General features: G+C 40.6%; 20 protein-coding genes. 8 read left to right on the top strand and 12 right to left on the bottom strand.

The genetic code is table 11. From position 1 onward, the window contains the following. Window positions 1–36: 36 nt before the first annotated feature. Window positions 37–2760: an ELWxxDGT repeat protein gene (locus GTQ43_RS21920; protein WP_265274854.1), complete on the bottom strand. Its 2724-nt coding sequence runs from the start codon at window positions 2758–2760 to the stop codon at window positions 37–39. Window positions 2761–3131: 371 nt separating this feature from the next. Between GTQ43_RS21920 and GTQ43_RS21915 the strand changes: the two genes are divergently transcribed. Beyond that, entirely contained in the window at window positions 3132–4607 is a 1476-nt protein-coding gene (locus GTQ43_RS21915; protein ID WP_265274853.1) for a sensor histidine kinase, read from the top strand. A 500-nt stretch (window positions 4608–5107) separates the two neighbouring features. Continuing rightward, on the top strand, window positions 5108–5809 hold the full coding sequence (locus GTQ43_RS21910) for a hypothetical protein (RefSeq protein ID WP_265274852.1): 702 nt from the start codon (window positions 5108–5110) through the stop codon (window positions 5807–5809). 85 nt (window positions 5810–5894) lie between these two features. Here GTQ43_RS21910 and GTQ43_RS21905 read toward each other — a convergent pair whose 3' ends face one another. Together GTQ43_RS21905 and GTQ43_RS21900 are read right to left on the bottom strand one after the other, a co-directional pair. Then, the gene (locus tag GTQ43_RS21905) at window positions 5895–6968 is read right to left on the bottom strand and encodes a tetratricopeptide repeat protein (RefSeq protein WP_265274851.1); all 1074 of its coding nucleotides are present in this window, start codon (window positions 6966–6968) and stop codon (window positions 5895–5897) included. Window positions 6969–7072: 104 nt separating this feature from the next. Then, entirely contained in the window at window positions 7073–7696 is a 624-nt protein-coding gene (locus tag GTQ43_RS21900; protein ID WP_265274849.1) for a sigma-70 region 4 domain-containing protein, read from the bottom strand. 197 nt (window positions 7697–7893) lie between these two features. On the opposite strand from GTQ43_RS21900, the gene GTQ43_RS21895 reads away from it, so the two are divergent. Beyond that, the gene (locus GTQ43_RS21895) at window positions 7894–8490 is read left to right on the top strand and encodes a glyoxalase-like domain protein (RefSeq protein WP_265274848.1); all 597 of its coding nucleotides are present in this window, start codon (window positions 7894–7896) and stop codon (window positions 8488–8490) included. A 312-nt stretch (window positions 8491–8802) separates the two neighbouring features. Here the strand turns inward: GTQ43_RS21895 and GTQ43_RS21890 are convergent, their stop codons facing one another. The 6 genes from GTQ43_RS21890 to lysS all read right to left on the bottom strand — a co-directional run bounded on the left by GTQ43_RS21890 (window position 8803) and on the right by lysS (window position 15815). Further along, window positions 8803–11376 carry a CHAT domain-containing protein gene (locus tag GTQ43_RS21890; RefSeq protein WP_265274846.1) on the bottom strand — a complete coding sequence of 858 codons (2574 nt, stop codon included), beginning with the start codon at window positions 11374–11376 and terminating at the stop codon, window positions 8803–8805. 123 nt (window positions 11377–11499) lie between these two features. Beyond that, the gene (locus tag GTQ43_RS21885; RefSeq protein ID WP_265274844.1) at window positions 11500–11967 is read right to left on the bottom strand and encodes a hypothetical protein; all 468 of its coding nucleotides are present in this window, start codon (window positions 11965–11967) and stop codon (window positions 11500–11502) included. Window positions 11968–12031: 64 nt separating this feature from the next. After that, on the bottom strand, window positions 12032–12727 hold the full coding sequence (locus GTQ43_RS21880; protein ID WP_265274843.1) for a hypothetical protein: 696 nt from the start codon (window positions 12725–12727) through the stop codon (window positions 12032–12034). Between the two features lie 134 nt (window positions 12728–12861). Then, a complete protein-coding gene (locus GTQ43_RS21875; RefSeq protein ID WP_265274842.1) occupies window positions 12862–13566 on the bottom strand; it encodes a helix-turn-helix domain-containing protein in 705 nt (234 codons plus the stop codon). Continuing rightward, window positions 13566–13970: a type II toxin-antitoxin system RelE/ParE family toxin gene (locus GTQ43_RS21870; RefSeq protein ID WP_265274841.1), complete on the bottom strand. Its 405-nt coding sequence runs from the start codon at window positions 13968–13970 to the stop codon at window positions 13566–13568. The genes GTQ43_RS21875 and GTQ43_RS21870 overlap by 1 nt, the downstream gene beginning before the upstream one ends. A 159-nt stretch (window positions 13971–14129) precedes the next feature. After that, a complete protein-coding gene (gene lysS / locus GTQ43_RS21865; protein WP_265274840.1) occupies window positions 14130–15815 on the bottom strand; it encodes a lysine--tRNA ligase in 1686 nt (561 codons plus the stop codon). A gap of 120 nt (window positions 15816–15935) precedes the next feature. Here lysS and GTQ43_RS41490 point away from each other — a divergent pair, with 120 nt between their 5' ends. Both GTQ43_RS41490 and GTQ43_RS21855 read left to right on the top strand, forming a co-directional pair. Next, window positions 15936–16160 (top strand): hypothetical protein, encoded by a 225-nt coding sequence (locus tag GTQ43_RS41490; RefSeq protein WP_321162506.1) that lies wholly within the window; start codon window positions 15936–15938, stop codon window positions 16158–16160. A 316-nt stretch (window positions 16161–16476) separates the two neighbouring features. Next, on the top strand, window positions 16477–16620 hold the full coding sequence (locus GTQ43_RS21855; protein WP_265274839.1) for a hypothetical protein: 144 nt from the start codon (window positions 16477–16479) through the stop codon (window positions 16618–16620). Between the two features lie 90 nt (window positions 16621–16710). Here GTQ43_RS21855 and GTQ43_RS21850 read toward each other — a convergent pair whose 3' ends face one another. Together GTQ43_RS21850 and GTQ43_RS21845 are read right to left on the bottom strand one after the other, a co-directional pair. Further along, window positions 16711–17136: a hypothetical protein gene (locus GTQ43_RS21850; protein ID WP_265274838.1), complete on the bottom strand. Its 426-nt coding sequence runs from the start codon at window positions 17134–17136 to the stop codon at window positions 16711–16713. A 474-nt stretch (window positions 17137–17610) separates the two neighbouring features. After that, a complete protein-coding gene (locus tag GTQ43_RS21845) occupies window positions 17611–19953 on the bottom strand; it encodes a CHASE2 domain-containing serine/threonine-protein kinase (RefSeq protein ID WP_265274837.1) in 2343 nt (780 codons plus the stop codon). 752 nt (window positions 19954–20705) lie between these two features. Between GTQ43_RS21845 and GTQ43_RS21840 the strand changes: the two genes are divergently transcribed. The 3 genes from GTQ43_RS21840 (at window position 20706) to GTQ43_RS21830 (ending at window position 24200) form a co-directional block, all read left to right on the top strand. Next, window positions 20706–21227 carry an NYN domain-containing protein gene (locus GTQ43_RS21840; protein ID WP_041565194.1) on the top strand — a complete coding sequence of 174 codons (522 nt, stop codon included), beginning with the start codon at window positions 20706–20708 and terminating at the stop codon, window positions 21225–21227. Window positions 21228–21322: 95 nt separating this feature from the next. Next, complete coding sequence (locus tag GTQ43_RS21835; protein ID WP_265274836.1) at window positions 21323–22927, top strand: 2-isopropylmalate synthase; 1605 nt, start codon at window positions 21323–21325, stop codon at window positions 22925–22927. Window positions 22928–23528: 601 nt separating this feature from the next. Further along, complete coding sequence (locus tag GTQ43_RS21830; RefSeq protein ID WP_265274835.1) at window positions 23529–24200, top strand: ester cyclase; 672 nt, start codon at window positions 23529–23531, stop codon at window positions 24198–24200. 171 nt (window positions 24201–24371) lie between these two features. Here the strand turns inward: GTQ43_RS21830 and GTQ43_RS21825 are convergent, their stop codons facing one another. Continuing rightward, the gene (locus GTQ43_RS21825) at window positions 24372–24809 is read right to left on the bottom strand and encodes a GNAT family N-acetyltransferase (protein ID WP_265274834.1); all 438 of its coding nucleotides are present in this window, start codon (window positions 24807–24809) and stop codon (window positions 24372–24374) included. Window positions 24810–24955: the final 146 nt, after the last annotated feature.

Genomic DNA, 24955 nt, shown 5'->3' with positions numbered 1-24955 from the left:
ATTTCAGTAAATTTACTGATTATCTTGCTTTATACTTTAGGCTATTGCGCTAGAACCACCTCCTTGTTGAATCACCCACAATTCTGTGCCGTTAGTCCCGTTCGTAGCAGTGAAGAACAGCTGCGTACCAACGACAGTCAGGTTGTCAGAGTTAGCAATTCCTGTAGCGTAAATATTGCTAAATTTCTGCGTACCCGAAGCTGTGCCGTCGCTGCTCCACACTTCCCTGCTGCTGCCATCAGAAGCCGCAAAATACAGGGTGCCATTGAGATTGACGAGATTATCAGGAGCACTATTATTCGGCTGGTTCTTAGAGTCGTTACCAGCCCAAATATCTTTAACTAATACTGTGTTGTTATCAGTACCATCTGTTTTCCAGAGTTCGATACCACTTGTTGTGTCATAAGTGACGAAGTATAAGGTATTGCCAACAGCAGTCAAATCAGTAGGACCAACACCAATATTTGGTGCTTGTGTAGTGTTATTCTTAACCCTTGCAGTGCCGTTAGCAGTGCCGTCACTCTTCCAAAGTTCTGGCTGAAAGTTATCGTTATATTTGACAAAGTACAAGGTATTGCCAACAGCAGTTAAATGGTCTGGCGCTACGCTGTTGTTACCAGGTGTAGCATCCTTAACTAAACTAGCTGCTCCACCTTGATACTTCCAGACTTCAAATCCGCTCGTACCATTATTGGCAGTGAAGTAGAGGGTACTGCCTATAGAAGTGAGGCTGTTCGGCAATGAGCTAAGGGCTCCTGTCCTGATATCGATAACTTGTGTTCCATTTTGAGTACCATCACTTGACCAAAGCTCAGTACCATAAGTGGGGTTATTGGCAGTGAAGAATAACTGACCATTGACATTGGTGAGATTTAATGGATTGGAACTATTGACACCAGGATAGATATCTTTAACGAGCGCAGATGTTGTCCCGTCATATTCCCATAATTCCTGACCATGCGTGCCATCATCAGCACTAAAGAAGAGTTTGTTGCCAACAACAGTCAGATTGCTAGGGTTGGAACTGCCATTAGGATTAATATCACTGACTATTTGGGTTTGAGTGCCATCATATACCCAAAGTTCTGTACCCTTGATTCCATCATTAGCGCTGAAGTAAAGCTTGTTGTTGAAGACAGTCAGATTAGCTGGGTTAAAGTTGCCAGAATTAATATTAGTCAGGCGGGTAGTATTAGCTACAGTGCCATCACTCTTCCACAGCTGAGAGCCAGTGCTACCATCGTTGGCAGTAAAGTACAAAATGTTACTTGCAACTGTCAGATTGCTGGGGTTAGAACTACCAGAACCGGAGTTGAGATCAAACATTCTGGCTTGAGAAGACCCAGACAAGTTTAAAGTGTAGAACGTGTTGGCAAGACCAGAGGTGTAAACGCGAACATAATAAGTCCCAACCCCCAAATTGGCGTTTATAGTTTCATTGCTATTTCCTGATTGAGCAGATGTCTGAATCGCATTAGCGTTGCTATCCAACAATTGCACATCTGCATTGTCAATCAACCCACTGAGGGTGAGATTGAATACACCATTGGTAGTAGACTTGAAAGTGTAGTAATCATAAGTGTCAATATTACCCACAAAATCGTTGAAAGTTTGGGAACCGTTTAAGGTGCCAATATTTCTCGCTGTAGATGATATATTGGGAGCTTGATCTGCTGCTATGGCTTGAGCAGAAACATCAAGAGTGTAATTTGTTGCTACCCCTACAGCAGGAGTGATGAGGACGTAATAAGTACCTACATTCAAGCTCTGGCGAATGGTGTCGATAGCAGTCCCAGATTTGTTGGAACTTTGAATACTATTACCATTAATATCTAGAAGGTCTAAATTTGCATTCCCTGTTGCTGGTGTTAAGCTGAAGTTAATTAAAGCATCAGAAGTCAAATCAAAGCGATAATAATCTTTATTGTCAGATGAATTAACAAAATCTGAGTAGCTGTTAGTGGTTAATGGATTAATATTGCGAGCTGTTGCTAAAGTGTTGCCCGCATTATCTACTGGGTCTGAAACCAGGGAAATCTGCAAGTTATAGTTAGTAAAACCTGATGACGCCTGATTTACACGAATGTAGTATGCTGTGCCCTGGTAAAGATTGGCGCTGATAGACTCAGAAGCATTGCCAGATTGAAGAGAACTGGCAACGATTGACCCAGAAGAGGTAACTAAGTATAGATTGGCATTGGACCCTAAGCCATTTAGGTTAATGGTGAGGTTTCCATTGCTATTTAATTGAAATTTGTAATAGTCCTGACCATCTACAACTGCACCAATATTACCGACAAAATCACTGGTGTTATAATTGTTAGAATTGGAGACTGTACCGATATCGAATGCGGTTGCAAGTGAATTATCAGAGCGGTTACTTTGTAAGATGGTTTCAGATGAAAGACTGAGATTATAGTTTGTGATAGTAGTACCTGAAACTTGGGCATAGTAAGTTCCAGCTGCTATGTTCCCACGAATTGATTCTGGGGTAGTGCCTGAGTTAGTAGAGTTATAAATAGAAGTCCCAGAACTATTGAGCAAATTTAAATCGGCATCATTGCTCAAGCCATCTAAGCCTAAAGTGACAATACTGGAACTACTAACAGTAAACTTATAAATATCGAGGGTGTCAGAGCTACTAAGAGAATTTTGAAATATGCTGGCGGTGGTGGTGAGAGAACCACCAATATAAGTTGCAGTATCTAAAGCTGTGGCTGTTGTACTTCCGGGATCGGGGAATCCTGAATAAGTTGGCATAGTTATTTATTATTTTTTATGAAGTTCAAGGATATATACTGGCTAAAATATTACTCAGAGCATTCATCTATAAAAGAGCTATGTATTAGCTGTTGCGATGAAATCTTTAATGTTCTTTGCCATCTCTCCTTTAAACTTCATTGCAAATAGAATTTAACTCTTAGGGAAAAGAGAATACCTGCGTGAAAGTACTTAATTTAATGAAGTTAATTGTTAAAAAAATTAATTTACTTCTGTAGAAAATTTTAGTATAAAAATTTTCTCATTAGATCCTGATTAAGGGTATTTTCAAGGAAAATAATTGGTAATACCATATCTCTTTTATTCTTTGCTAACTGGCTTCTCCAAAGGATTTTTCCCTGCATTGCAATATGTTTCAAGCTACTCGTCGCCGTCTCGCTCTTTGGTATACTGCCGTCACTGCTGTATTACTACTCCTGTTCGCTAGTGGGGTTTATTTATACGTCCGTGGCACACTGGTTGAGCGGATTGATGATACCCTTAACCATGTAGTTGAAATAGTAGAGCGTTGTCTCACAACAAATCCCTGTGCATCTACGCTCATATTTGAGCCAATTAATGCTGATGCAGATAAATTTCGCATTAATTTAGAAGCCAGTTTTCGTGAGAATGCCTACACCGTAGAAGATGATCACATCGACCTAGAATGGTTTAGTCCCACTGGTAAATTACTTTGGTCAACGCTATCCGAACCCCTAAATATTCCCATTCATGCCAACCGTACTGGTGAAACTGTGCGCGTAGTCAAGGGAGAGAGTGAAAATTCAAAATTTCTAACTCCTCATTCCTCACTCAACACTCAAAACTCACCACTCTTATTACGGCAAATTACCCAACGGGTAGAAGTGGGGCGGCAAGTAGTAGGATATCTGCGTGTTAGTCATCCCTGGTTTGAAGTTACTAAACCTAGTCGTGAGTTAATTTTTGATTTAGCGCTAGGTATTGGGTTAATGGTGCTTTCTGTAGGTGCAAGTGGCTGGTTTCTTTCGGGTAAAGCGATGGAACCTGTAGGTGAGTCTTATCAACGCCTCAAACAATTTACTGCTGATGCTTCCCACGAACTTAGAAGTCCCATCACTTTAATTCAAACAAATGTGCAAGTTGCCCTCGCAGACTTGGATTTAGCAGAGACAGAAGCAACCAATTCTATGCAATATCGGCAACAGTTAAAGGTGGTGGAACGGTTAACGCAGCGTTTGGGTAAGTTAGTCAATGACTTACTGTTCTTAGCACGGCAAGATAGTGGGATTAGCAAAGATATTTTTTCACCTTGTCCGCTAGATGCCTTGTTGATGGAGGTGGTTGAAGAACAACAATTGTTAGTCCCTGAAAAAGAAATCGCCCTTTCTCTAGACTTAGTTGATCCTCCTGCATCTGAAACTAGCCCGGAATTATTAGAAAATTGGTTTACTCTTGTGGGTAATTGGGATCAACTGGTGCGGCTATTCACAAATTTAATTGCTAATGCCTTGCATTACACTCCCGCAGGTGGACGGGTAAAAGTGGAATTGGCGCGGATTGAGGGAATAAATCGCGTTTCTGGACTACGTTACACCAGTGCCCAGTTGCAAGTCAAGGTGAGTGATACCGGAGTTGGCATCCCCGCAGAAGCACTACCACACTTGTTTGATCGGTTTTATCGGGTAGATCCGGCACGAACTCATACAAGTGGGAATACAGCTACAGCCAGCGCTACTGGTTCAGGATTGGGATTAGCGATCGCTCAAGCTATTGTCGAACATCATCAGGGTCATATTCAAGTTGAAAGCACTTTTGGTAAAAGTACTACGTTTACCGTCACTTTACCAATAACTCTTGAGTCTTAAACAAGACAGTTTAACTGTTGCAAAAAGTTGGTTAATAACAACGATTAAAATCTGTAGACTTATTTACTGATTGAGATTTTCAGTCTTGAGAATGAAATATATTTATTTTTTTAGATTATTTACTTGTCCTTAGCTAGATACACAAAATTGAATAGGCTGTTAAATTTTAGATGTATTCAACAGTCAATAATCGTTAATTGAATTTACTGCTTGAAAAATCATTCATTTTAATACAATACGGTTCAGTTATAGCGGTTCTCAGTTGAGTGAGGTACAATAACCCCACCCCCAACCCCCTCCCCGCAAGCGATGAGGGGGCTATGATGTACCTTGTATGATTAGGAAACGCTATAAGGCTAAAACTCTTTGTTAAAGTCAGTTTTTTTTAACGAACCACAGAGACGCAGAGTACACAGAGAGAAGAAAAAAAACGCTTAATTGAACTGTATTGCATTTTAAGGAAGAAAAATTTAAGTTTTTTTTAGGAGTCAATCACAAATATGAAGTCTCAAAATTTTCGCAAGTCTGCTCAGTTAGTTGGTGCTATTTTTGGGGGATTACTGATTACTGCGCCAGCAATTCCTCAAGCAGTAGCACAAGAATCTACTCCCAAAGTTAATCCTTGTCCCAGGATTTTCTACGAAGAACCACATAATAGTCAAGTTGTAGTGCCCCAAGGATGTCCTCCTAATGCCTTAACACAAAGACTAGCCGCTCAAGGGCTGCTTCCCGCTTCTGCTAACCCATCACCAGAGCAAACAAGATTGGGTGTCGGCGGTGATGCTCCAGAAGCTGGTACTAAGGTTCCTGGCGAGCAAAGTCAACAGCCCTCACCAGGAGCGGTTTCCACCGATCAACAACGACTACTACCACCACGACAAACCCCCAGCGCAACGATCGCACTAACTAATGGTACTGTTAATGTAAAGTTGGTAAATGATACTGCGGCGAATGTAACTTTCCAAGTGATTGGCGATACTGCACCGCGATCGCTACAAGGAAAGTCTAATGTCACATTGCAAGGTCTAAAAGCACCAGTCACGGTGACGTTTGAACGAGTAGATGGCGGACAATTGATAGTCACTCCACAAGCTTCTTCAGAGCCAGGAAGTTTGGAAGTTAGATTTAATGAAGCCACAAATGCCGCTCAAGGTAGAAGTGCGATGAGAATTGAACGAAACGGTTCAGTATTCTTGAATTAATTAATCAGACGCGATTCATCGCGTCTCTACAGGAGAGACAATTTTAGATTTTGCATTGAAGGAGAAATCTAAAATTGAATAACTCCTACTTCCTCTGAATCATTTTAGTGAGTTGATCTAGCAATTCGACTTCTTGCTTACTGTCTTCCAATGTTCGCGCTATTACAATCGCCCTTTCGTAGAAATTACGGGCAGTTAGGTAATTACCTTGTTGCTTGTATACCTGAGCGTAAGACTCAAAAGATTTTAATTCTTCTCGCAGATTTTGCAATTCTTTCGCAATTGCTAAACGTTGTTCTAGTAAATCAAAGGCTCTTTCATAGCGTCCGACAGTAGTGTGAGCTTTAACTAAACCGTCAATCGCGCGTAATTCATTAGTGCGATCGCGGTTTGTTTTAGCTGTCCGCATTGCTTCACCATAAGTAGCAATAGTATCCTGGTAATTTCCCGATGCTAGGTAAGCATCACCTAAATTATTTAGGGTATTTGCTTCACCGATGGCATCGCCAGTCTGACGGCGGAAAAGTAAAGCATTTTCATATAATTTAATCGCCTTGTTGTAATCTCCCAACCTGGCAGTTACTAAACCCAGATTACTCAGAGATAGTCCTTCACCCTCAATGTTTTTGACACTGTGAGCAATTGCCAGTGCATCTGCAACTGTTTTACCAGCAGCAGCAGGTTCTCCTTCTTGGAGGAGAAATGTACCGATATTATTTAGCACAAAAATCTGAGATTGGAAGTCTTTCGTATCACGAGCGATCGCTAATCCTCGTCTTAAAGCATCTTCCGCCTCTTTTGAACTACCAAGCTGAATGTAAGCCTTTGCAAGCAAATTGTAAGTCAGACCTTGGGCTTTGAGGTCGCCAATTGAGTGATATAGTTCTAGTGCTTGCAAGCAAGATGCGATCGTTTTATCGGCATATCCTGAAGTATATTGTTGTTCACCGATACTCAGTAAGCTGTCAGCTTCATCTCTTGATTGTCGCCCAACAGAGCTATTTAAAGGACGGTGGAGTTGTTGCGTAATATCAACTGCACTCGCAGCTATGGGACTCAGCAAAAAAGTAAAGAGTAAAAAGCTGTGTAAAAGTACCTGGGGACGAGAAATCACATCTACGCAAATCAATTGCCTGGGAAATACAAGCCGTTGTTTCATAAAAATTACCCCTAAAGTTGCGGGTTTAAGTGAAAGGTCTAAGAAGAAGTTTTAAGTTTATAAATTGAAGACAAACAATATACGCATTTACACTTAAGCTATGATTAGGGAAAATCTTCTCCAAAGTATATAGAGCGGATATCTGTGGGTAATTTGTCCTCTAGCATACGATAGCCTTCCTGGAGAAAATTGGCTACTTCGTTGGGCGCGATCGCTTCTCCTTCGGCTTGCAGATAGGCGGCGATTCTGGTTTCGCTCCAGTGGAAAGTTTGAGCCATTAACACGATTAATCGTAAAACAGGTGGTAGTTGGTCTAATGCCTGTTGTACATAGCACCATAGCGGTGGTGAAGTCGCTTGCAGAGAATAATGAATTGCTTCGGTGGGTGGTAGCTTAATTTCGTTAATACAGAAAGCTGTCATATTAATTAACCAATTTTGCATCGTTAAGGCTGGCTCACCTGATTCAGGGGTGGTTAAATTTAGTCCACCGAGTTCGTAATAGATATGCCGCCAGGTGAGGGCAAACAGATAATCTGCCTGTACAGGCGATCGGGCCGAGTGCCGAATTAAGGTATACACTATGGGGCTATAGCGGCAAAAAATCACCGTAAAATACTTTCCGGCATCTGGGTTGCTCTGAAACAGAGTCAGTAATTCATGGTCACTGTGATGGAATAGCGACTTTACCAGAGGATGATTAGCTTCGGGAAAATGAGGAATTTGCACAAGTCTTTGAGTTGATAGTTGTTAAAATAATTTTGGGAATTGCACTCCCGTAGTTAATCGCATAATATCTTGGGGTTGCCCAGTTTGTAGCCGAGACTCAGACTACTTGAGTTATTGATAAACTAAAAACAAGGACTTAATTTTAGTCTTAATCCACAATAATAAAATCGATTCCCCTATAGAATCCTTATTTGTTCATGGTTATAGCAGTTAGTGTGATGTCGTTCCTCCTCAGTCCTCTTACTTTAGGCTCCTTTCTCCCTTCCTTGCCCTTGGATAGCCTGTTTTCCACCCAAGGCATTATGGTAATGCTGCTAGCAGCTTACGCTGGTGCGATGTGGATGTTCCTCACCAGTGCCCCAAAAGTACACACTGTAATGGTGTCAGATTTGGAGGTTGCCCGACAGTTGTATGAAGGGCTGCTAGATTTGCCAGCAGCTGAGGTGCCCTTGCACTATTACTACAACTACGAACAAACTATAGGCGCAACTGGGATCGATCCGCTATACATGTCTACCGGGCCGAGTTTGTCAAGCAAAATGATGAATAATGCCACCGAAGGGCTGTGGTATCAATTGAAGAAAAATACTCAGCTACACATTATTACTGGTGCAAGTTTAGGTAGCAAAAATCAGCAACGCCACGTTTGTTTTGACCATGACTGCCTAGAAATGATTTTAATGCGAGTCGAAACGCGCGGTTTGAAATTCAAAATTCGTAACCAGAAGCCCCTGAATTTTTTGGTTAAAGACTATGAAGGGCGAGTAATTGAGGTGGCTGAGGTAGCGAATTAGTCATTAGATTTTAGATGATTTTATATTGTGTGGTGCGTAGCTTGCCGTCGGAGGCATCGCACTACACAATATTTTTTTGAGTAGTTAGGCGTAAATGAATTAAAGTTTGTACTAAGGACTTTAGTCCAGATAAACCTTGCTATGAACGATGAATCGGTCACTTATAGGGCAATACGGTTTAATTAAGGGCTACTGGCAAAAATTTTGGCTTTTCGAGACGCGATAAATCGCCGTCTCTACAAGTGTTTTGGTCTTATCTGAATCTAAATCAGGTTAATGAGTAGGGCGAGTAATTACCCAAATAATCTTTTATCACTGTAAACCGTGGCAAATAAAAGCAGCCCAGTAACGAGGATCTGAAAAGGGAAATTGCTGAGTAGAATTTTCTATTTCTTGAATTCGGCTGTTCAATTTAGCATACATATTATATTCACCCTTCCATTGTTCATGTTCGATAGAACCTGAAGGATATTTTTTTCTATTTCGTATCAGTTCTTTTTCCCTTGCTTCTACTTCATGAAATACTTTGTTTAGGTCTACTTTTGTAAATTCTCGTAGCTGAATTTGGGCTTGCTGTAAAGCTTCAGGACGGTTTCTACCTTCTTGTCGCTGCTGGTAGTAAAAAATGGAAAATAATGCTGTGGCTAAATCATTGACTGACCACAGAGTACTAACTACACTTCTAGCACCAGCACACAAAAAGCCTGTAGAGAGAGTAAGAATATCATCAGTTAGAGAAGGAATACCCAAATTAGTTTCGCAGCAAGACAGAAACACTTCTATAAGTTGAGGTAAACGCCAACCAGATGTCATCAATTGCCCCAAGGTGATGCTGTTACCATGCGCTAATTTTAACTGTGATTCTAAAGGATTATCGAGGCGAGATTGGGCATGGTGGCAGGAATGAAGTACTTGAACTTGTTGTGCTAGCTGTCGATAGTTATTGGAGGTGGCTTGACTGCTGCCAATTAATCTATTTTCTGATGGAATATTATACATTTGGGCAAGTTTTTCGCCTTCAAATCTGGCGCAAGGAAGGTTGTCTTCGGCATCTTCCACAGTTCCATATTGTAGAGATATTTCATTAAATTTCCCTACATTATCACGTTGTTGACAAAATTCTAAAATTTGGCAACTTTGGGTATAACGAATAAGGAATTTATCTCCTAAATATTCCTGATATTCTCCTGTAGGCAAAGCAGCGAAGGGAATTTGATGGAGTAACAGGTGAGGCACTAAAATTAATTCTTCTATTCCTTGAAGATGTTGGGATATGAGTTCAGATATTTGCAAGCGTTCAGCTAATTCGCGGAGAATGCTATTAATTTGAGTTTCCCATTTTTTGTAATCATTCATATAAGGCAATAACCAATTCTGGCTAATCCAGCCTTGCAACGTCTCTAACCCTTGTCCTGTGCAGGTGTGGAGAGTAATTTTGTTTTGCTGCACGACAAAAATATGGGTGTCGCTGTTGGTAGTATAGAAACTGAGGATAGTTGTATTGGGTTGGTCAATTAGCTGTTGAATTTCTGACAAGCTGAGGGGGTTAACTTGAATTTCTCCGGCTAATACAGGATCTTCACGTCTGAGATTTTCCCAAACTTGTTGTTTTTGGGTTTCTAAAAGTGCGATCGCTTCATTATAAGCTTCCCAAGCGGCGCGTGTATCACTGCGGTTATCTTCAGATTTATGGCTTTGGCGTTCTTGATCAATTTGTTGTTGCAGTTCTTCATACTGCTGTAATAATTCTTGAACTTTTGGGGGGATTTCTTCGCCTTGAGAGAGGTTGTAGCTTGCCATTAAGTCTACCAGGCGTTTGGAACGCGATCGCTCTGAATATTCAAAGGCTTTATCTATTTGTCCAGCATTAATACAGGCTTGCACTATCTTTTCATAGACTTCAATAGTTCCCTGCAAAATCTGTTGACGACGAATTTCAGAGCGGCTCCAAGCACGAATTTGCTCTATCGCTTTAATAGCAAAGTCGTATCCCTCAATTGCTTCTGTCCAACGCTCCACCGCAAAAGCTTTGTCTCCGAAATTACCTCCATATTGGAGACAATCTGTAGGGAAGGCAGTGGGTGTACAAATTTTTAGCGATAAGCGAAAACAAGCAAATGCCTGATTAATATTTCCTTGCTGATCGTAAGTCAAAGCTAAATTATTTTGAACCATTGCCCAATCTAGCGGGTAAGATTCGCAACTATAAACTTCTAAAGCATGATTAAAGTAATAGAATACTTGCTCTAAATTGTTTGTGCCTTCCTCTTTAGCTAAGTCACGATATATATTGCCAAGATTGTTTTGAAGTCCAGCCCAATCTTCCAAAAACTCTTCCAAATTTCCCAGAAAATCTTCATAAGTATGTTCTTCTAAACCAGCCTTAAAACATTGATAAATATGTTCTTCTAAAGCAGCTTGATACCAGGATATAGCTATCTTTAAATTTTCTACTGGCTCTCCTTGTTTTCTTTTTCTGTAGGCAGCACCTAAATTAGTAAGAACCATTACCCACTCTGTGGGAAACTTCTCACGAGTATAAACTGGCAAAGCTTTTTTACAGCAAAATATTGCTAATTCAGTATTTGCTTCATCTATAGCACCTAAATCAGAGTAGATAGTTGCTAAACTATTTTGGATGCTAGCCCACTTTTGTGGAAACTCTTCACGAGTATAAACTTTTAAAGCTTTTTCAAACGCCTTAATTGCTTTCTCTCCATTCTTTACCCAATCACCACGAATTCTCTCACAGTAAGCCTTTCCTAAATTATCATGTATTTCAGCCCATTGTTGAGGATACTTAACAAGTATTAGTTCTGCCTCATATTTGGCTATAGCAATTTCAATATTTATAGCAAAATTTACTGATTCTAATGATTCAATCATTATTGAAAAATCTTAAAGTTGTATTATATAAATTACCTAATTTGTACATTTTCTATTAAAGAGTGCTTTTTGTGAAATATTGCTACCACCTTCCTTAGTGCAATAACTTTATAATAGTGGTTGTCACAAAAAATCTGTCAATTTTTCTAGCAATTCTTCCGCTAAATCCAACAACTCAATTTCATAAACTTCATCACTACTAATTCCGCGATTACTTTCTGCGATCGCCACACTACCCGCTAATACATTTTTGACAGCAAAAATCCGATCACCTTCTTCAGATAAACCCAGACATTGCTCCAACTCAACAGCAATTTTTTGAAGTGATTTATCTTCTAGCTGCTTTCTCACCCTCACCGCTACCAAGTCATCACTTTGCAGGAAATTAGTCACTAATTCTACAAAATTTTGCTGCTCATCTTCATCTTCTCCCCATGTTTCTATCCAATCTCCATCAACATCATCACAATATGAATGAGCGGCTTCAAACCCATACTTTATGATGTCATCCTGCACTTTCTGAGCAGCTTCTACAGCTTGTAAAAAGTTGTCTAATCTCTGTTGACGGTCAGATTGTTTTTCCTGAACCATAAGGACTCACTTTGTTAAGTAATAATGTGGCTATACAAATCCAGTAAATGAAAGTGACCGACAACTATAAATTAAATTTTAAATAACTACCTATACTGAGATTATCGCTGTTAGATAATAATATATTGACTATCTGATTCACAAAATCATTTGCACGGGGATTGTAGCTTAAAAATAATCCTCTATCTATTGCCCAAAAAATTAGGGTATTTTCCCAATCATCAAACTTTTCTTGATAAAATTCTTTTGAGACGCTAGTGAGTTGAATACATAGTGGATTCTCTTGCGTACTGCTAACAATTATATCAGTTGCCATAGACAGGTCTGCAACATATCGTAATACAGTCGTACCACCAGAACTTTTAATATTATTAGCAATAGAGCCAATTAATTTGGCATCCTCCTGATTGAACTCCCCTGCCATCAGTTTTCGTCTCCAGATATAAAATTTAGGGTCGTTTTCACTCAACCATTTAGGAAACAAGTAGCCATACCAATATTTTAAAGTTGGATTCAGCATTGTTATAGCTGATTGCTGCTCTTCTTCAGATGGTAATGATTTAAGTCTCAGCCAAACTTCAGCATCTTGGAGCATTTGTTGCAAAAACAGGATGACAAATCTTTTCGCAGTCAGCGAACCCGGTTTGACATCTTTCACCCAGCGATTAATCTCTTCTAACCTTTTCGCTAAAACAGGATCTATAATAGATGCTTCATCTATGAGTAATCTTAATTGTGTTTTAATTTCTTTGGCTTGCAAATAATGATAAACCTCAAATCTGGAGTATATCGCTCAAATTTTAAAATTATTTTATCAGTCTAAATGATAAGTAGAAAACTCTCTATCTTTAGATTAGAGATGTAGCATCAAGGTAGACTGTAGTCTGTGTCATCCTAAATATCTGCCAACTTTTCTAGCAATTCTTCAGCTAAATCCAACAACTCAATTTCATCAACTTCATCACTACTTCCACGATTACTTTCTCCACACACCACATTAGCAGCCAAAACATTTTTCACAGCAAAAATCCTATCTTCTTCAGATAGACTCAAACATTTTTCCAACTCTACAGCAACTTCTTCGATTGTCCTTGAACCTAAACGCTCTCTCACTTTGACTGCAACCGAATCGTCACTTTCCAGCAGTTTTACCAAAGCTGTTCTCAGTCCATCATCCTCACGGGAAAACTTCTCAACGGCTACACGCACATATTCCCGCACGCTCATGTTTGCCGCCAATGCCTTTTGGAAAACTACATCTGGTACATCTACCAGCAATACACCTTCGTTATCACTAGCTTGATATAAGTCGTTCCCTTGTTTGACGGCTACCAGCAAATCTGCACCCAAAGCGTGTAAATAGTGCAACACTGATTCTAATTCATGTTCCTTTAACGCCGACTCTAACTTGGACACCGCAGCTTGCTTTACTCCCAGTTTTTGAGCTAGCTGCGCCTGAGTCAATCCTGCTTTATTACGTATTTCCCGCATGGCATCGGTAAGATATAGGCGTAAATACTCTAACTTGCCCGCCAGAATCACCTCTGGTTCGTCGCTTACCTTTTGCTGCAACCAAGCTTGAAAATTAGGCTTTTTCATTACTTTTCCCTCTGCTGCAATTCACGCAATCTCACTCTTGGAGGTTCTTTGTCTCTATCTTTAATAGCGCCGTCGTATTTCTTCATAAAGGCGTGCAGCACCACGAAACGCTGAGGAGTAGCAGCCGTTAAGATAAACCGTGGATTATGTTCGCTCTTAGTCATACGTAACTCATACAAATCATCTTCCAGTTTCTCAAAGATGCCACTGGTAAGTGATGCAAGTCCTTTGTCGCACAGGTAGCCAAGATTAACTTGCAGACGCTTGGTTTCAGAAGCACTCAGTAATGGTTTTGGTGGATTTTCTGGTTGCTCCTCTTGCGGAATCATCCTGATGAAAAAAGCAAGCAAATCTTTGGGGATTTCCCCATTGACATCTAGATAAAGTTCCCAAGTCCAGGACACTTCCTACCTCACAGTATAGTATTCCTTATAAAGAATGTCAATCATATTATTCTTTTAAAGGAATATCATATAGATTACGGGAGTGCAACTTAGGCAATAAAAATGGTGCGCTATGACTTTGCCTAACGCACCCAACTGTTGAATAGTGAATAGTACTTACTAGCTCAACTGTTCAAATTTAAATTTCCCTTTAATGAACTTGTTAAAGTGTTGACCTTTAGACGGTGCATTGTCTAAGTCTTCCTTGACACTGGGAGGGACTTTGAAATACTCGTAAACACTTCCACTGTCAAATTCAATAGTCAGTGTTTGAGTTTTTTGTTCATAGCTAAATTGCTTAATAACGCTGCCTTCGGGCTTGAGTAGAGGGAAGGCGATCGCATCCCGAATACTGGCACAATCAGTTAATAACATTACCAACCGATCAATCCCAATCCCTAAACCACCTGTAGGCGGCATACCGTATTCCAGGGCTGTCAAAAAGTCTTCATCTACACCTTGGGCTTCTAAATCGCCAGCAGCTTTTCTTTCAGCTTGGGCTTCTAGGCGTTCTCTTTGATCGATGGGATCTGTAAGTTCTGAGAAACTGTTCCCAGTTTCTCGCCCAACGATAAATAACTCAAATCTTTCTACCAAACCAGGTTTAGAACGGTGGGGTTTTGCTAAGGGCGAAATTTCTACAGGGTAATCAATTACAAAGGTAGGTTGAATTAAATTAGCTTCTACCTTCTCTTCAAAAGCTAAATTCAGTAACTTCCCAATTGATTTGGCTTCATCTACACCAGGAATATTAGCATTTTTACTTCCTGTTTTTGCTTCTTCCAATGTTTGGAAAGAATTAAAATCCAAGCCCGTAAATTCTTTAACTAAATCGTGCATTGTCACCCGTCGCCAAGGTGGAGTCAAATCTATAGGTTCCCCTTGGTAGGTAATTTGCAATGTGCCGAGTACGTCTTGGGCGACAGTGGTAATAATTCCCTCAGTCAGCGCCATCATATCGTTGTAGTCGGCGTAGGCTTGGTAAACTTCAATTGTCGTAAATTCGGGATTATGTCGAGTCGAAATTCCCTCATTGCGGAAAACCCGTCCCAATTCAAACACCTTTTCAAAACCACCCACAATCAACCGTTTGAGATGGAGTTCTGTGGCAATTCGCAGATATAACTCCATTTCTAAAGTGTTGTGGTAGGTGATAAATGGACGCGCATCTGCACCCCCAGTCTCACTTTGCAAAACTGGGGTTTCAATTTCGAGAAAATCGCGCTGTTCCAAATAACGACGAATACCGGCAGTAATTTGGGCGCGACGGCGGAAAGTTTGTCGGACTTCCGGGTTAACAATCAAGTCAACGTAGCGCTGACGGTAGCGTTTGGCAACATCCGTTAATCCATGCCACTTATCGGGTAGGGGCAACAGGGATTTAGTGAGGATAGTATATTGTTTAACGTAGACAGATAACTCGCCCTTTTCAGTCCGTTTAATAGTACCTTTGGCTCCCAGAATGTCACCTGCATCTGTGAGTTGTTTCAAATGATTGAAGGCATCAGCATCAATATCTGCCATGCTTTCTTGGATGCGGTTTTTATCTAAATAAAGCTGAATGGTGCCGGTTTCATCTTGTAAAGTGAAGAAAGCCAGTTTACCAAAAACGCGACGCGCCATAATGCGCCCAGCGATCGCAACTTCTAAATCAACTTCTTCACCACTGGCTAAATCTGCAAATTGTTCTTGCAACTGCGCTGCATGATGGGTAGATTCCCAACGATAGGCATAAGGGTTAGTCCCTAGCTGCTTGAGTTGTTCTACTTTCTCCAGCCTGGCGGCTCGGATATCTTCTTCCGACATGGTAACGAACTAAATAGGGCAAGATTAATTATAGATGCTGTAAAAGTTGAGAGGAAGAGATATTTGTCTTAGAGGTGTGTAGGCGTAGCCCAACCCAGGTATTGCAAAAGGAAATACACAATGAGACAAACTAGAGTCCGTCTATGGACTGTAAACGAATATTACCGGATGTTTGAAACGGGTATTATCGCAGCCGATGAACGGGTAGAACTTCTTGATGGGCAGTTATCCCCATCTAAGCCTCCGGGGTACTCCCGCCACATTGGTACTCCAATTGCCGGGATGGGGGTAGTCCGGGGTAAATACAAGGGTTCGATACCCTTGTATTTACCAATCTTTTTGTAATCTTCATAGTTTAAAACCTTTGTGTAGCAAGGATTTCGGGGTATAATTAAAGTGATCGAGTCAGTAGTCTACTGTTGGAGTCGAAGACCGGAAAACTCTCATCCTAAGCCAACAGACTGAACCTTGAAAACTGATATGGGGTTGCATCCAGAAATACAGATTTTATCTGTTAGGTTGGTTGCGTAAAATCAATTACCTTGGGTTGTACAAAACTTTGGTTTCTTGTACAAACAACGGTCTGGACGGATCGTTGCTGGCTGTGGAGGTTACTGGAATACCAGACCTGTGAATCAGCAAATTCTCGCTGCGAGGTTAGATGCTCCCGCTACATTGCTTGCAATTAGCGGTGAGAGTCGTCACGAGTGCCAAAAATCCCCCTCATGCAGTGACAACGCTATGTGCATCTGATTATCTCAAGCGATCGCCGATTCGGTTAAGGTTATTTGATGAGAATATATAGATCCCAAATCCGCGATAAATCGCCGTCAGTACGAAGAATTGATTATTGTAAAGACGGCGATTTATCGCGTCTCTTGCCTTAACCGAACAGTTATTTTTGTACGATTTTTAGCGAATATCTAGACAAAATAGCCTTCATTTTTAAGTTAGTAAATTGCACGATCGCTTTTACTAACTCTTGCTGTTCTGGTTGCAAGTTCAGATGTTGTAGGGCTTGATTCATATTATTACCAGCCCGGAGATTGTGATTAAGTTGGGCACGTTGTGATGTCTTTAAGACTGCCTCAATTTCCCTGTTTCTTCTTTGGCGCACAGCCTGGAGTTGTTGGCTTTGTAAGGGAGTCAGGTTAATCTCCGACGAAGTGGAGTAACTTGCAGTTTTGCTAATTTGGGCAAAAATAACAGCAGAAGTAGTATGGACTTGAACCGGTGCGGCTAAGGCAATTCCCGGCATGGAAAGTACAAGAGCTAGAATAGTAGCGAACACAGAAAGCCGTTTTGTCAAGTGAATTGCCATATTGATAAATGCCTACATCTAAATTTGATGCTCAGATATAGTTAAGCAATTTTCAAGTCTTGAATTTTGAATATTGAATTTATCCTACCCCCAAAAGTGCATTAATGCGGTATAACTCTTAAGAAATACATTGCGTAGGGACAGAAATAGGGCTAAACCAAAAGTCTGAGCTTTTTTCTTCAGGTTTTGAGAACTCGCTCTTAATATAATCCACATTCCACGGGAGCATCCCAATTTTGCAAATTTACCAAATTAGAACTAATCATTGCGAATGGAGCGTAAAGCCTTCGGCATAGCTTCGCTTAACGCGGTAGCGTCTCGTAGAGATAGCGGAATGAAGCATAAGTCCTTCGGACACGCTTCGCGAACGCAAAGTCTAGCGGCTGCGATTGCTTCGCTTCATTTCATTACGCTCGCAATGACAAAATATGTTTTTACACACTTGGGATGCTCCCACATTCCACCGCTTCCTTCTCAAGGAGTTTCTGAGGATGATTCTGAGCAAGATTTTGTGGGAGCGTTTACTTGCTCTAAAGTATTCACTAATGAGTCATCCCCTAGTATGGGGTATTTGCTTTGAGAATTTATAACATCGTCAAAAGCTTTCAGATCCTCAAGAACCTCTGATGCAGACTGATATCGCTGTTTGAAGTCATCCAGCACCATTTTACTGAGAATCTTCGCTAGGGAATTGCTCACTTGGCAGCGATCGCTCCATTTGATCTCTCCATCAGCATCTCTATCTAGCTCACGGGGGGCGATACCAGTCAAGGCTTTAATCCCAACCATCCCCACTGCAAAGATATCACTACTGTAGTGGGGACGGCCAAAACATTGTTCGCTTGGTGCATAACCCTGAGTCCCAATACCAATAGTGAATGGGGTTTGCTCTTGTATATCAAGCTGTTTGATGCTTACTTCTTTGACGGCTCCAAAGTCAATCAATACTAGTTTTCCGTCTGAGTGTCTCCGAATGATATTACTGGGTTTAATATCCCGATGAATCACGTTATTTTTATGAACAAATGTTAATGTTTGCAATAAGTCTCTGACAATTTTGATTGTGGCAATTTCATCAATTGCTCTACCTAGTGGCAATTCCTGATTTAAAGGATGACCAATGATCTGTTCTTGCACTAGATAAAATTCTTCATCTTCTTCAAAATACGCCAAAAGTTGAGGGATTTGAGCGTGTGTTCCCAATTTTTCGAGAGTTTGCGCTTCTGAGTTAAATAAACGTCTGGCAAGTTGCAAGGCTTCTGATTTGGTGCTGGCTGGTTTTAGTTGCTTGACAACACATCGCGGATTTCCAGGACGTTGAGTATCTTCGGCAATGTAGGTTTCACTGAATCCACCGGAACCGAGAACTTTGACAATTTTGTAGCGTCGAGCCAGGACTTTCCCTGATAAGGCTAAATCTCGTTGCTGGATTAGGTCTTGTAAGTCATCTTGTTGACTGATAATCTCTTGGACAACGGGAGAAGTTTTATACTTCTGAAAAATGTCTACTAATTGGCGTTTTTTGATACTTTCTCTGACTAATGAGGTTCCCAGATAGCAGATTCCGATCGTTGCGATCGCCATCATTGGTACTGTAGTCGGTAAAATTAACTGACCATAGACAAAGAAGCCATAACTAATTCCTACCCAAGTGCCAGACAGAGCAAGGCTATAGAGAAATCTATTGATGTTACGTTTGCGTCTGCTAATCATCAAGGCTGTGCTGCCGACTAAAATTAGCACAAACAAGCCCCGCAATGGTGGAGTATTAATTCCTGGGGCGATCGCTTTCCCTGACATCAAAGTGGCGATCGCATTGGCGTGAATTTCTACGCCTGACATGGGTTTGGCGCTGTTGCTAGCAGCGACTGGATAATAATCATTATTTAACTTATCTGTCGCCCCAATCAGCACGATCTTGTCTTTGAAGACCTTTCCTTGCTGCAAATAGGTGTTCCAGTTTTCCGGGTCGAGTATATGCCAAAAGGGGATTTGCTCAAATGTCCCCGCAGAACCCCAAAAATAAATGCGATCGCCCTTTGGTCGAGGATAATTTACTTGTGCTGTCCTAAGTGCTGCTTCATCAAAGGAAGGCAGTTTCTCGATCAAACTATCTTCATCCAAGGGCTTAGAAAACTCACTCGCCAATCGATGAACTTTCCCATCCGCTTCTAAGGGAAAATTAACTGAGCCAATTGACACTAACCCTGTACGAAACATCTGTTGTGGGTCTGTCAGTTGCATAATAGGCCCTTGGCGCATCTGGGAATTTTCGTAAACGGCTGCTAAAGTAACTTTGCTACCATATTTTTGCAATACTGCCTGGAGTTGGCGATCGTCATTAACTCCATAGCTGCTTGGCGTATCAAAAAGTACGTCTACCGCTACAGAACGGACACCTGCTTTGATTAACTTTGTAATTATTTGGGCATAAGCAGCACGTTTATAAGGATAAGATTTCAGTGTTTCTAGGTAGGCATACTGTTGCGGATTTGTTTTATAGTACTGTTCGGGAACTGATATTGACTGATCGTCTATTGCTAAAATTACAATGTCTTCTGGAGGCACAATTGGCCCACGCAGTTGAAAAAAGCCAGAAAGTGCCTTATTTTCGACCAATTCAACCAATTCCCCGCCAGAAGCACTCAGAACTGCTGCACCCATTACCAAACCTCCAGCGAGGAGATGACCTAAGCGAATCATCCACCTAGACTGGCGAGCCGATGCTGTTGACGTTACTTTTGTGGGTTTACTTGACAGTTTATTGGCAGCAGAGACATAGTTTTTAGTTAAGGTAGATGTAGGTTCTTCTGCCATATCGTGTTACTGATTGATTTAAGTCCAACACTTTTATTTATTCAGACCACGTTTTAGTGCAAGCACATTGAAATAATTGAAATAAGACTTAAATGACAATCTTATACATTTGTAAAGTATCTTCTATTGTTCAACAAACTTTTATTAGCAGAGCCAGCCCCCAAGAGATTCCTACTCAGGTACTGCTTAATTTATTATTTTTCTGTTAAGTGAGTTACAACTAGTGATTGTCTCATAGATCAGAGCCGGATTTACTTCGATTCGGCAATTGGTTGGGGCGAGATTTTACCGTAACCTAAGCAACAGATACGCTCCTAACTGGGTGTTTTACCAGAAGCTGTCCCCAAGGCCGTCTTCTGTCTTTGGCACAATATTGGTACTCCCCACAAAGCCAATCCTGATACTGACAGTTTTACTTATAGATAGGCATTAACTTATATCCTACCCTAAGCCTATGCTATACCTCTTTAGGAGTAAACTTTAGTGTTATACAGCTATGAATGCTGTTATTGGTTCAATTTTATTGGTAGATTTCGATCGCAGGGGTAGCTCTTGCAGTGGCGGAGGTGAATAGGGTTTAGCACCCCGGATCTCAACTCCAATGTTGCATCAGTTTTTATGCCTTGAAAGAGGTAGGATAAAAGCTATATGATGAAGAGCTACTTTATAGATATTAGCAAACAAGGTATTTGAAAATTGCTATAATCTATTGTTCCATCTAAATTCATTTATATTATTAGGTGTAAATTTGTATGGGTTCTCCAATGAATCGTCTGTCTATTTTTGTAGACGGAAACAATATGTTCTATGCTCAACAAAAAAATGGGTGGTTTTTTGACCCACGGCGAGTCTTAGAATACTTTAAACATGAGCAATCAGAAACAACATTAATTAATGCATTCTGGTACACTGGCTTAAAAGACCCACAAGATCAACGAGGTTTTAGAGATGCCCTAATTAGTTTAGGATATACAGTTAGAACTAAAATTCTGAAAGAATATTATGATGATACTTCTGGTCGCTACTCACAAAAAGCGAATTTAGATATTGAAATTGTTGTAGATATGTTTAATACAGTAGACCAATATGACCGAGTAGTATTATTCAGTGGCGATGGGGATTTTGAAAGAGCAATCGAATTATTACGCTCTAAAAATACACATATTACGGTAGTGTCGACAGAAGGAATGATTGCTAGAGAGCTACGGAATGCTACTGATAGATATATAGATTTAAATGATATCAGAGATCAAATAGAAAAAACCGAAGGTTAATATCCTTAGCAATTATTTACAAAAGTAAGAGTAAAAGAAAAACTAAGGTTGAAGATATATTAAGCCACAAGTAAAAATTAAACAACAAACGGCAAATGACAAACAAAACAGATCGAATCATTATTTTTGATACTACACTGCGAGATGGAGAGCAGTGTCCGGGAGCGACTCTGAATATAGACGAAAAGCTAGTTATTGCCAAACAACTGGCGCGTCTGGGTGTAGATATAATTGAGGCTGGCTTTGCCTTTGCTAGTCCGGGAGATTTTGAGGCAGTTAGTAAGATTGCCCAAATTGTCGGGACAGAAAATGGCCCAGTAATTTGCAGTTTGGCAAGAGCGATTAAAGCAGATATTGAAGCGGCCGCAGAAGCATTAAAACCCGCAGTTAAGGGTAGAATTCACACATTTATTTCCACTTCTGATATTCATTTAGAGTATCAGTTACGGAAGTCACGGGCAGAAGTGCTAGCGATCGCTGAAGAAATGGTAGCTTATGCCAAGTCCTTCATGACAGATGTGGAATTTTCGCCGATGGATGCGGCTCGTTCCGATCCAGAATTTCTTTACCAAGTATTAGAGGGTGCGATCGCAGCTGGTGCAACAACAGTTAATATTCCTGATACTGTGGGTTACACCACCCCAAGCGAATTTGGGGCAATAATTAAGGGCATTATCGAAAATGTCCCCAACATCGACCAAGCAATTATTTCCGTTCACGGCCACAATGATTTAGGCTTGGCAGTTGCTAACTTCTTAGAAGCCGTAAAAAATGGCGCACGCCAACTAGAATGTACCATCAACGGCATTGGCGAACGCGCCGGCAATGCCTCATTAGAAGAATTGGTGATGGCGTTGCATGTGCGGCGACAATATTTTAATCCCTATCTCGGCAGACCAGAAGATTCTCAAGAATCCCTGACAAATATCGACACCCGACAAATTTACAAAACCTCACGCTTAGTTTCCAATTTGACGGGAATGTTGGTACAACCAAATAAAGCGATCGTGGGGGCAAATGCCTTTGCTCATGAGTCTGGAATTCACCAAGATGGGGTGTTAAAAAACAAACTTACTTATGAGATTATGGATGCCCAATTGATTGGCTTGACAGACAATCAAATAGTTTTGGGCAAACACTCAGGGAGAAATGCTTTCCGCACCCGGTTGAAAGAATTGGGCTTTGAACTGTCAGATACTGAGCTAAATAAAGCCTTCGTCAGATTCAAAGAAGTAGCAGATAAAAAGAAAGACATTTCCGATTGGGATTTGGAAGCGATCGTTAACGATGAAATTCAACAAGCACCCGATTTATTCCGGGTAGAGTTGGTGCAAGTTTCTTGTGGTAGCAACGCCCGTCCTACAGCCACAGTCACTCTGCGTACCCCAGAAGGTGAAGAATTAACCGATGCTGCGATCGGTACTGGGCCAGTGGATGCAGTTTACAAAGCCATCAATCGGGTTGTGAATGTACCCAACGAGTTAATTGAGTTTTCTGTGCAGTCAGTAACAGCCGGTATTGATGCCATTGGCGAAGTGACAATTCGTTTGCGTTATGAATCTAAAGTGTTTTCTGGTCATGCAGCGAACACAGATATCATCGTGGCATCCGCGCAAGCTTATGTAAATGCGTTGAATAGATTGTATTCTGCATTGCAAACTCAAAAAAAGCCAGAAGAAGTAACTGCACAAAAAGTCTAAAATTCTAATCTGTCAAACTGCCCATAAGAGGCTGTTTGAAAAGTCCTCTCATTGGTAGCAAAACATTTCAGATCCCCCTAAATCCCCCGATAAATTGGGGGACTTAGATTCCGGCTCCCCCTTTTTAAGCTACGGTGTACACACAAGTCGAATTACCCCCCTTAATCCCCCTTGTAAAGGGGGAAACCGGAAATCTAGTTCCCTCCCCTTTATAAGGGAGGGCTAGGGTGGGGTAAAACCCTGGTTAATCAGCTATTTCAGACTTGTGTGTACACAGTAGCCTTTTTAAGGGGGGCTGGGGGGGATCTCTAAGTGCCTAAAATCACAGCCAAATACTTTTCAAACAACCTTTAATAAAAGCACCGCATCTTGTTTTTAAGTGATGCTAAAAAACTCCTCTCCGATTTTGGGGAGGAGTTATATTATGTGCGCTTGATAAGAGGCAGAGGGCAGGAAAAAGGTAAGACATGAATTGTATTTGTGCAAAAATTCAAGCCTACTGAGTTGATTATGAATATTTTTTACTTTTTATATATTCTGACTTACCTAATATCCAAAAAACTTTATTCTGAGAAACGATGTTTATAGCGAGTCAGCTTGTATGAGTAGCGAGAAAACAACAGGATTGCCACTCTGGGTACAAGATAGAGATATAGTGATTGCTCATGATGAAGAAGTACAGTGGCGAGAAGGAAAACGCCCGGATTATTCTTACACCAATGAATTTCTTCATCAGGAGAGTAAATTTCAGCATCCTGAAGGTTCTTTAGAAGCGATCGCCCAAAATTTAGTCCGAAATTTTGAGATGGAAGCTTCTAATAAATCTAATCCTCAACAGTGGCTTTCGATTGTTACTGATAAGTTCAAAATGAGTACCAATGGAGGACAAAAATTCACTGCTCAGGATGTCGCAGTCCAAGGTACTTATAATCTCTTTCTGGGTGAAAGTGAGCAGTATAGTTCTGAAACAGAAACCTTTGAATCTTCATTTCAAGTTTTCCATACAGCCTTTCCTAATGGCTTCCTTTGGGAATTAACAGAAGTTCTTTCGGGGCCGCCTAATGTTACCTTTAAGTGGCGACATTGGGGAACATTTAATGGTTCCTATAAAGACTATGCACCCACAGGAGAAACAGTAGAAATCGTAGGAGTTAGTATTGCTCGCGTGACTGATGATTTGAAGATTGAGTCTTTAGAGCATTATTTTGATAATAATGTCTTTCTTCAGAAATTAACAGCAGGTGGTTGTCCTTTCCATTCCCAAAATCAGTAGCCCTGGTGACTATAAGTCGCGGCTATACAGACAAAAACTCCTTCCGCAGGTTAGCAAATCTTTGATTTTGGGTAGTCTCACTGCATGGACTACCCTGCGGTAAGCAGCAAAGCACCTATGTTTGTGTAGTAGCGACTTCTCTCGCCTAATACTTTTAAAATATTCTCTTACTTATGCTTGATTAGTATTAGGATTTAAACGCATCATGATTTTTTCCGGCTCTGTCAAATTTTTAAAACCATAACGGCGATAAAGTCCATGAGCATCTTTTGTGCCTAACATCCACCTTTGCACGTCTTGCAGTTCTGGATATTCCAAAATATATTCTACAAACCATTTTCCTAAACCCTGTCCTCGATGAGGCTCTAGAATAAAAACATCTTTTAATAACGCAGAAGTTGCGTAATCAGTAATGACTCTCGCAAAGCCGACTTGTTGATTACCTTCATAAAGTCCAAAACATAAAGAATTGTTTATTGACTTTTTCACAGTGGCTAATGGGATGTTTTCAGCCCAATAGGAAGTTTGTAAAAAATCATGGATAATTTGAATATCTAATTTAGATTTATCGGTGCTGATATAAAATTTATGTTTTAAATCTTCGTTCATCTGCTTGAATCTTCTATTTAATATGTTGATGCGTAATAATTAATTTTAATTCATTCTTGCAGTCAGTGGGTTGCAACCTAAAATGATGAAATTACTGAACCATTAGCTGGATAACAGAGGCTATATTCAGTGTTCAAGGATATGGG

Source organism: Nostoc sp. KVJ3 (genome assembly GCF_026127265.1).
Classification (GTDB): Bacteria; Cyanobacteriota; Cyanobacteriia; order Cyanobacteriales; family Nostocaceae; genus Nostoc.
This window is presented reverse-complemented; position numbering and strand designations above follow the sequence as displayed.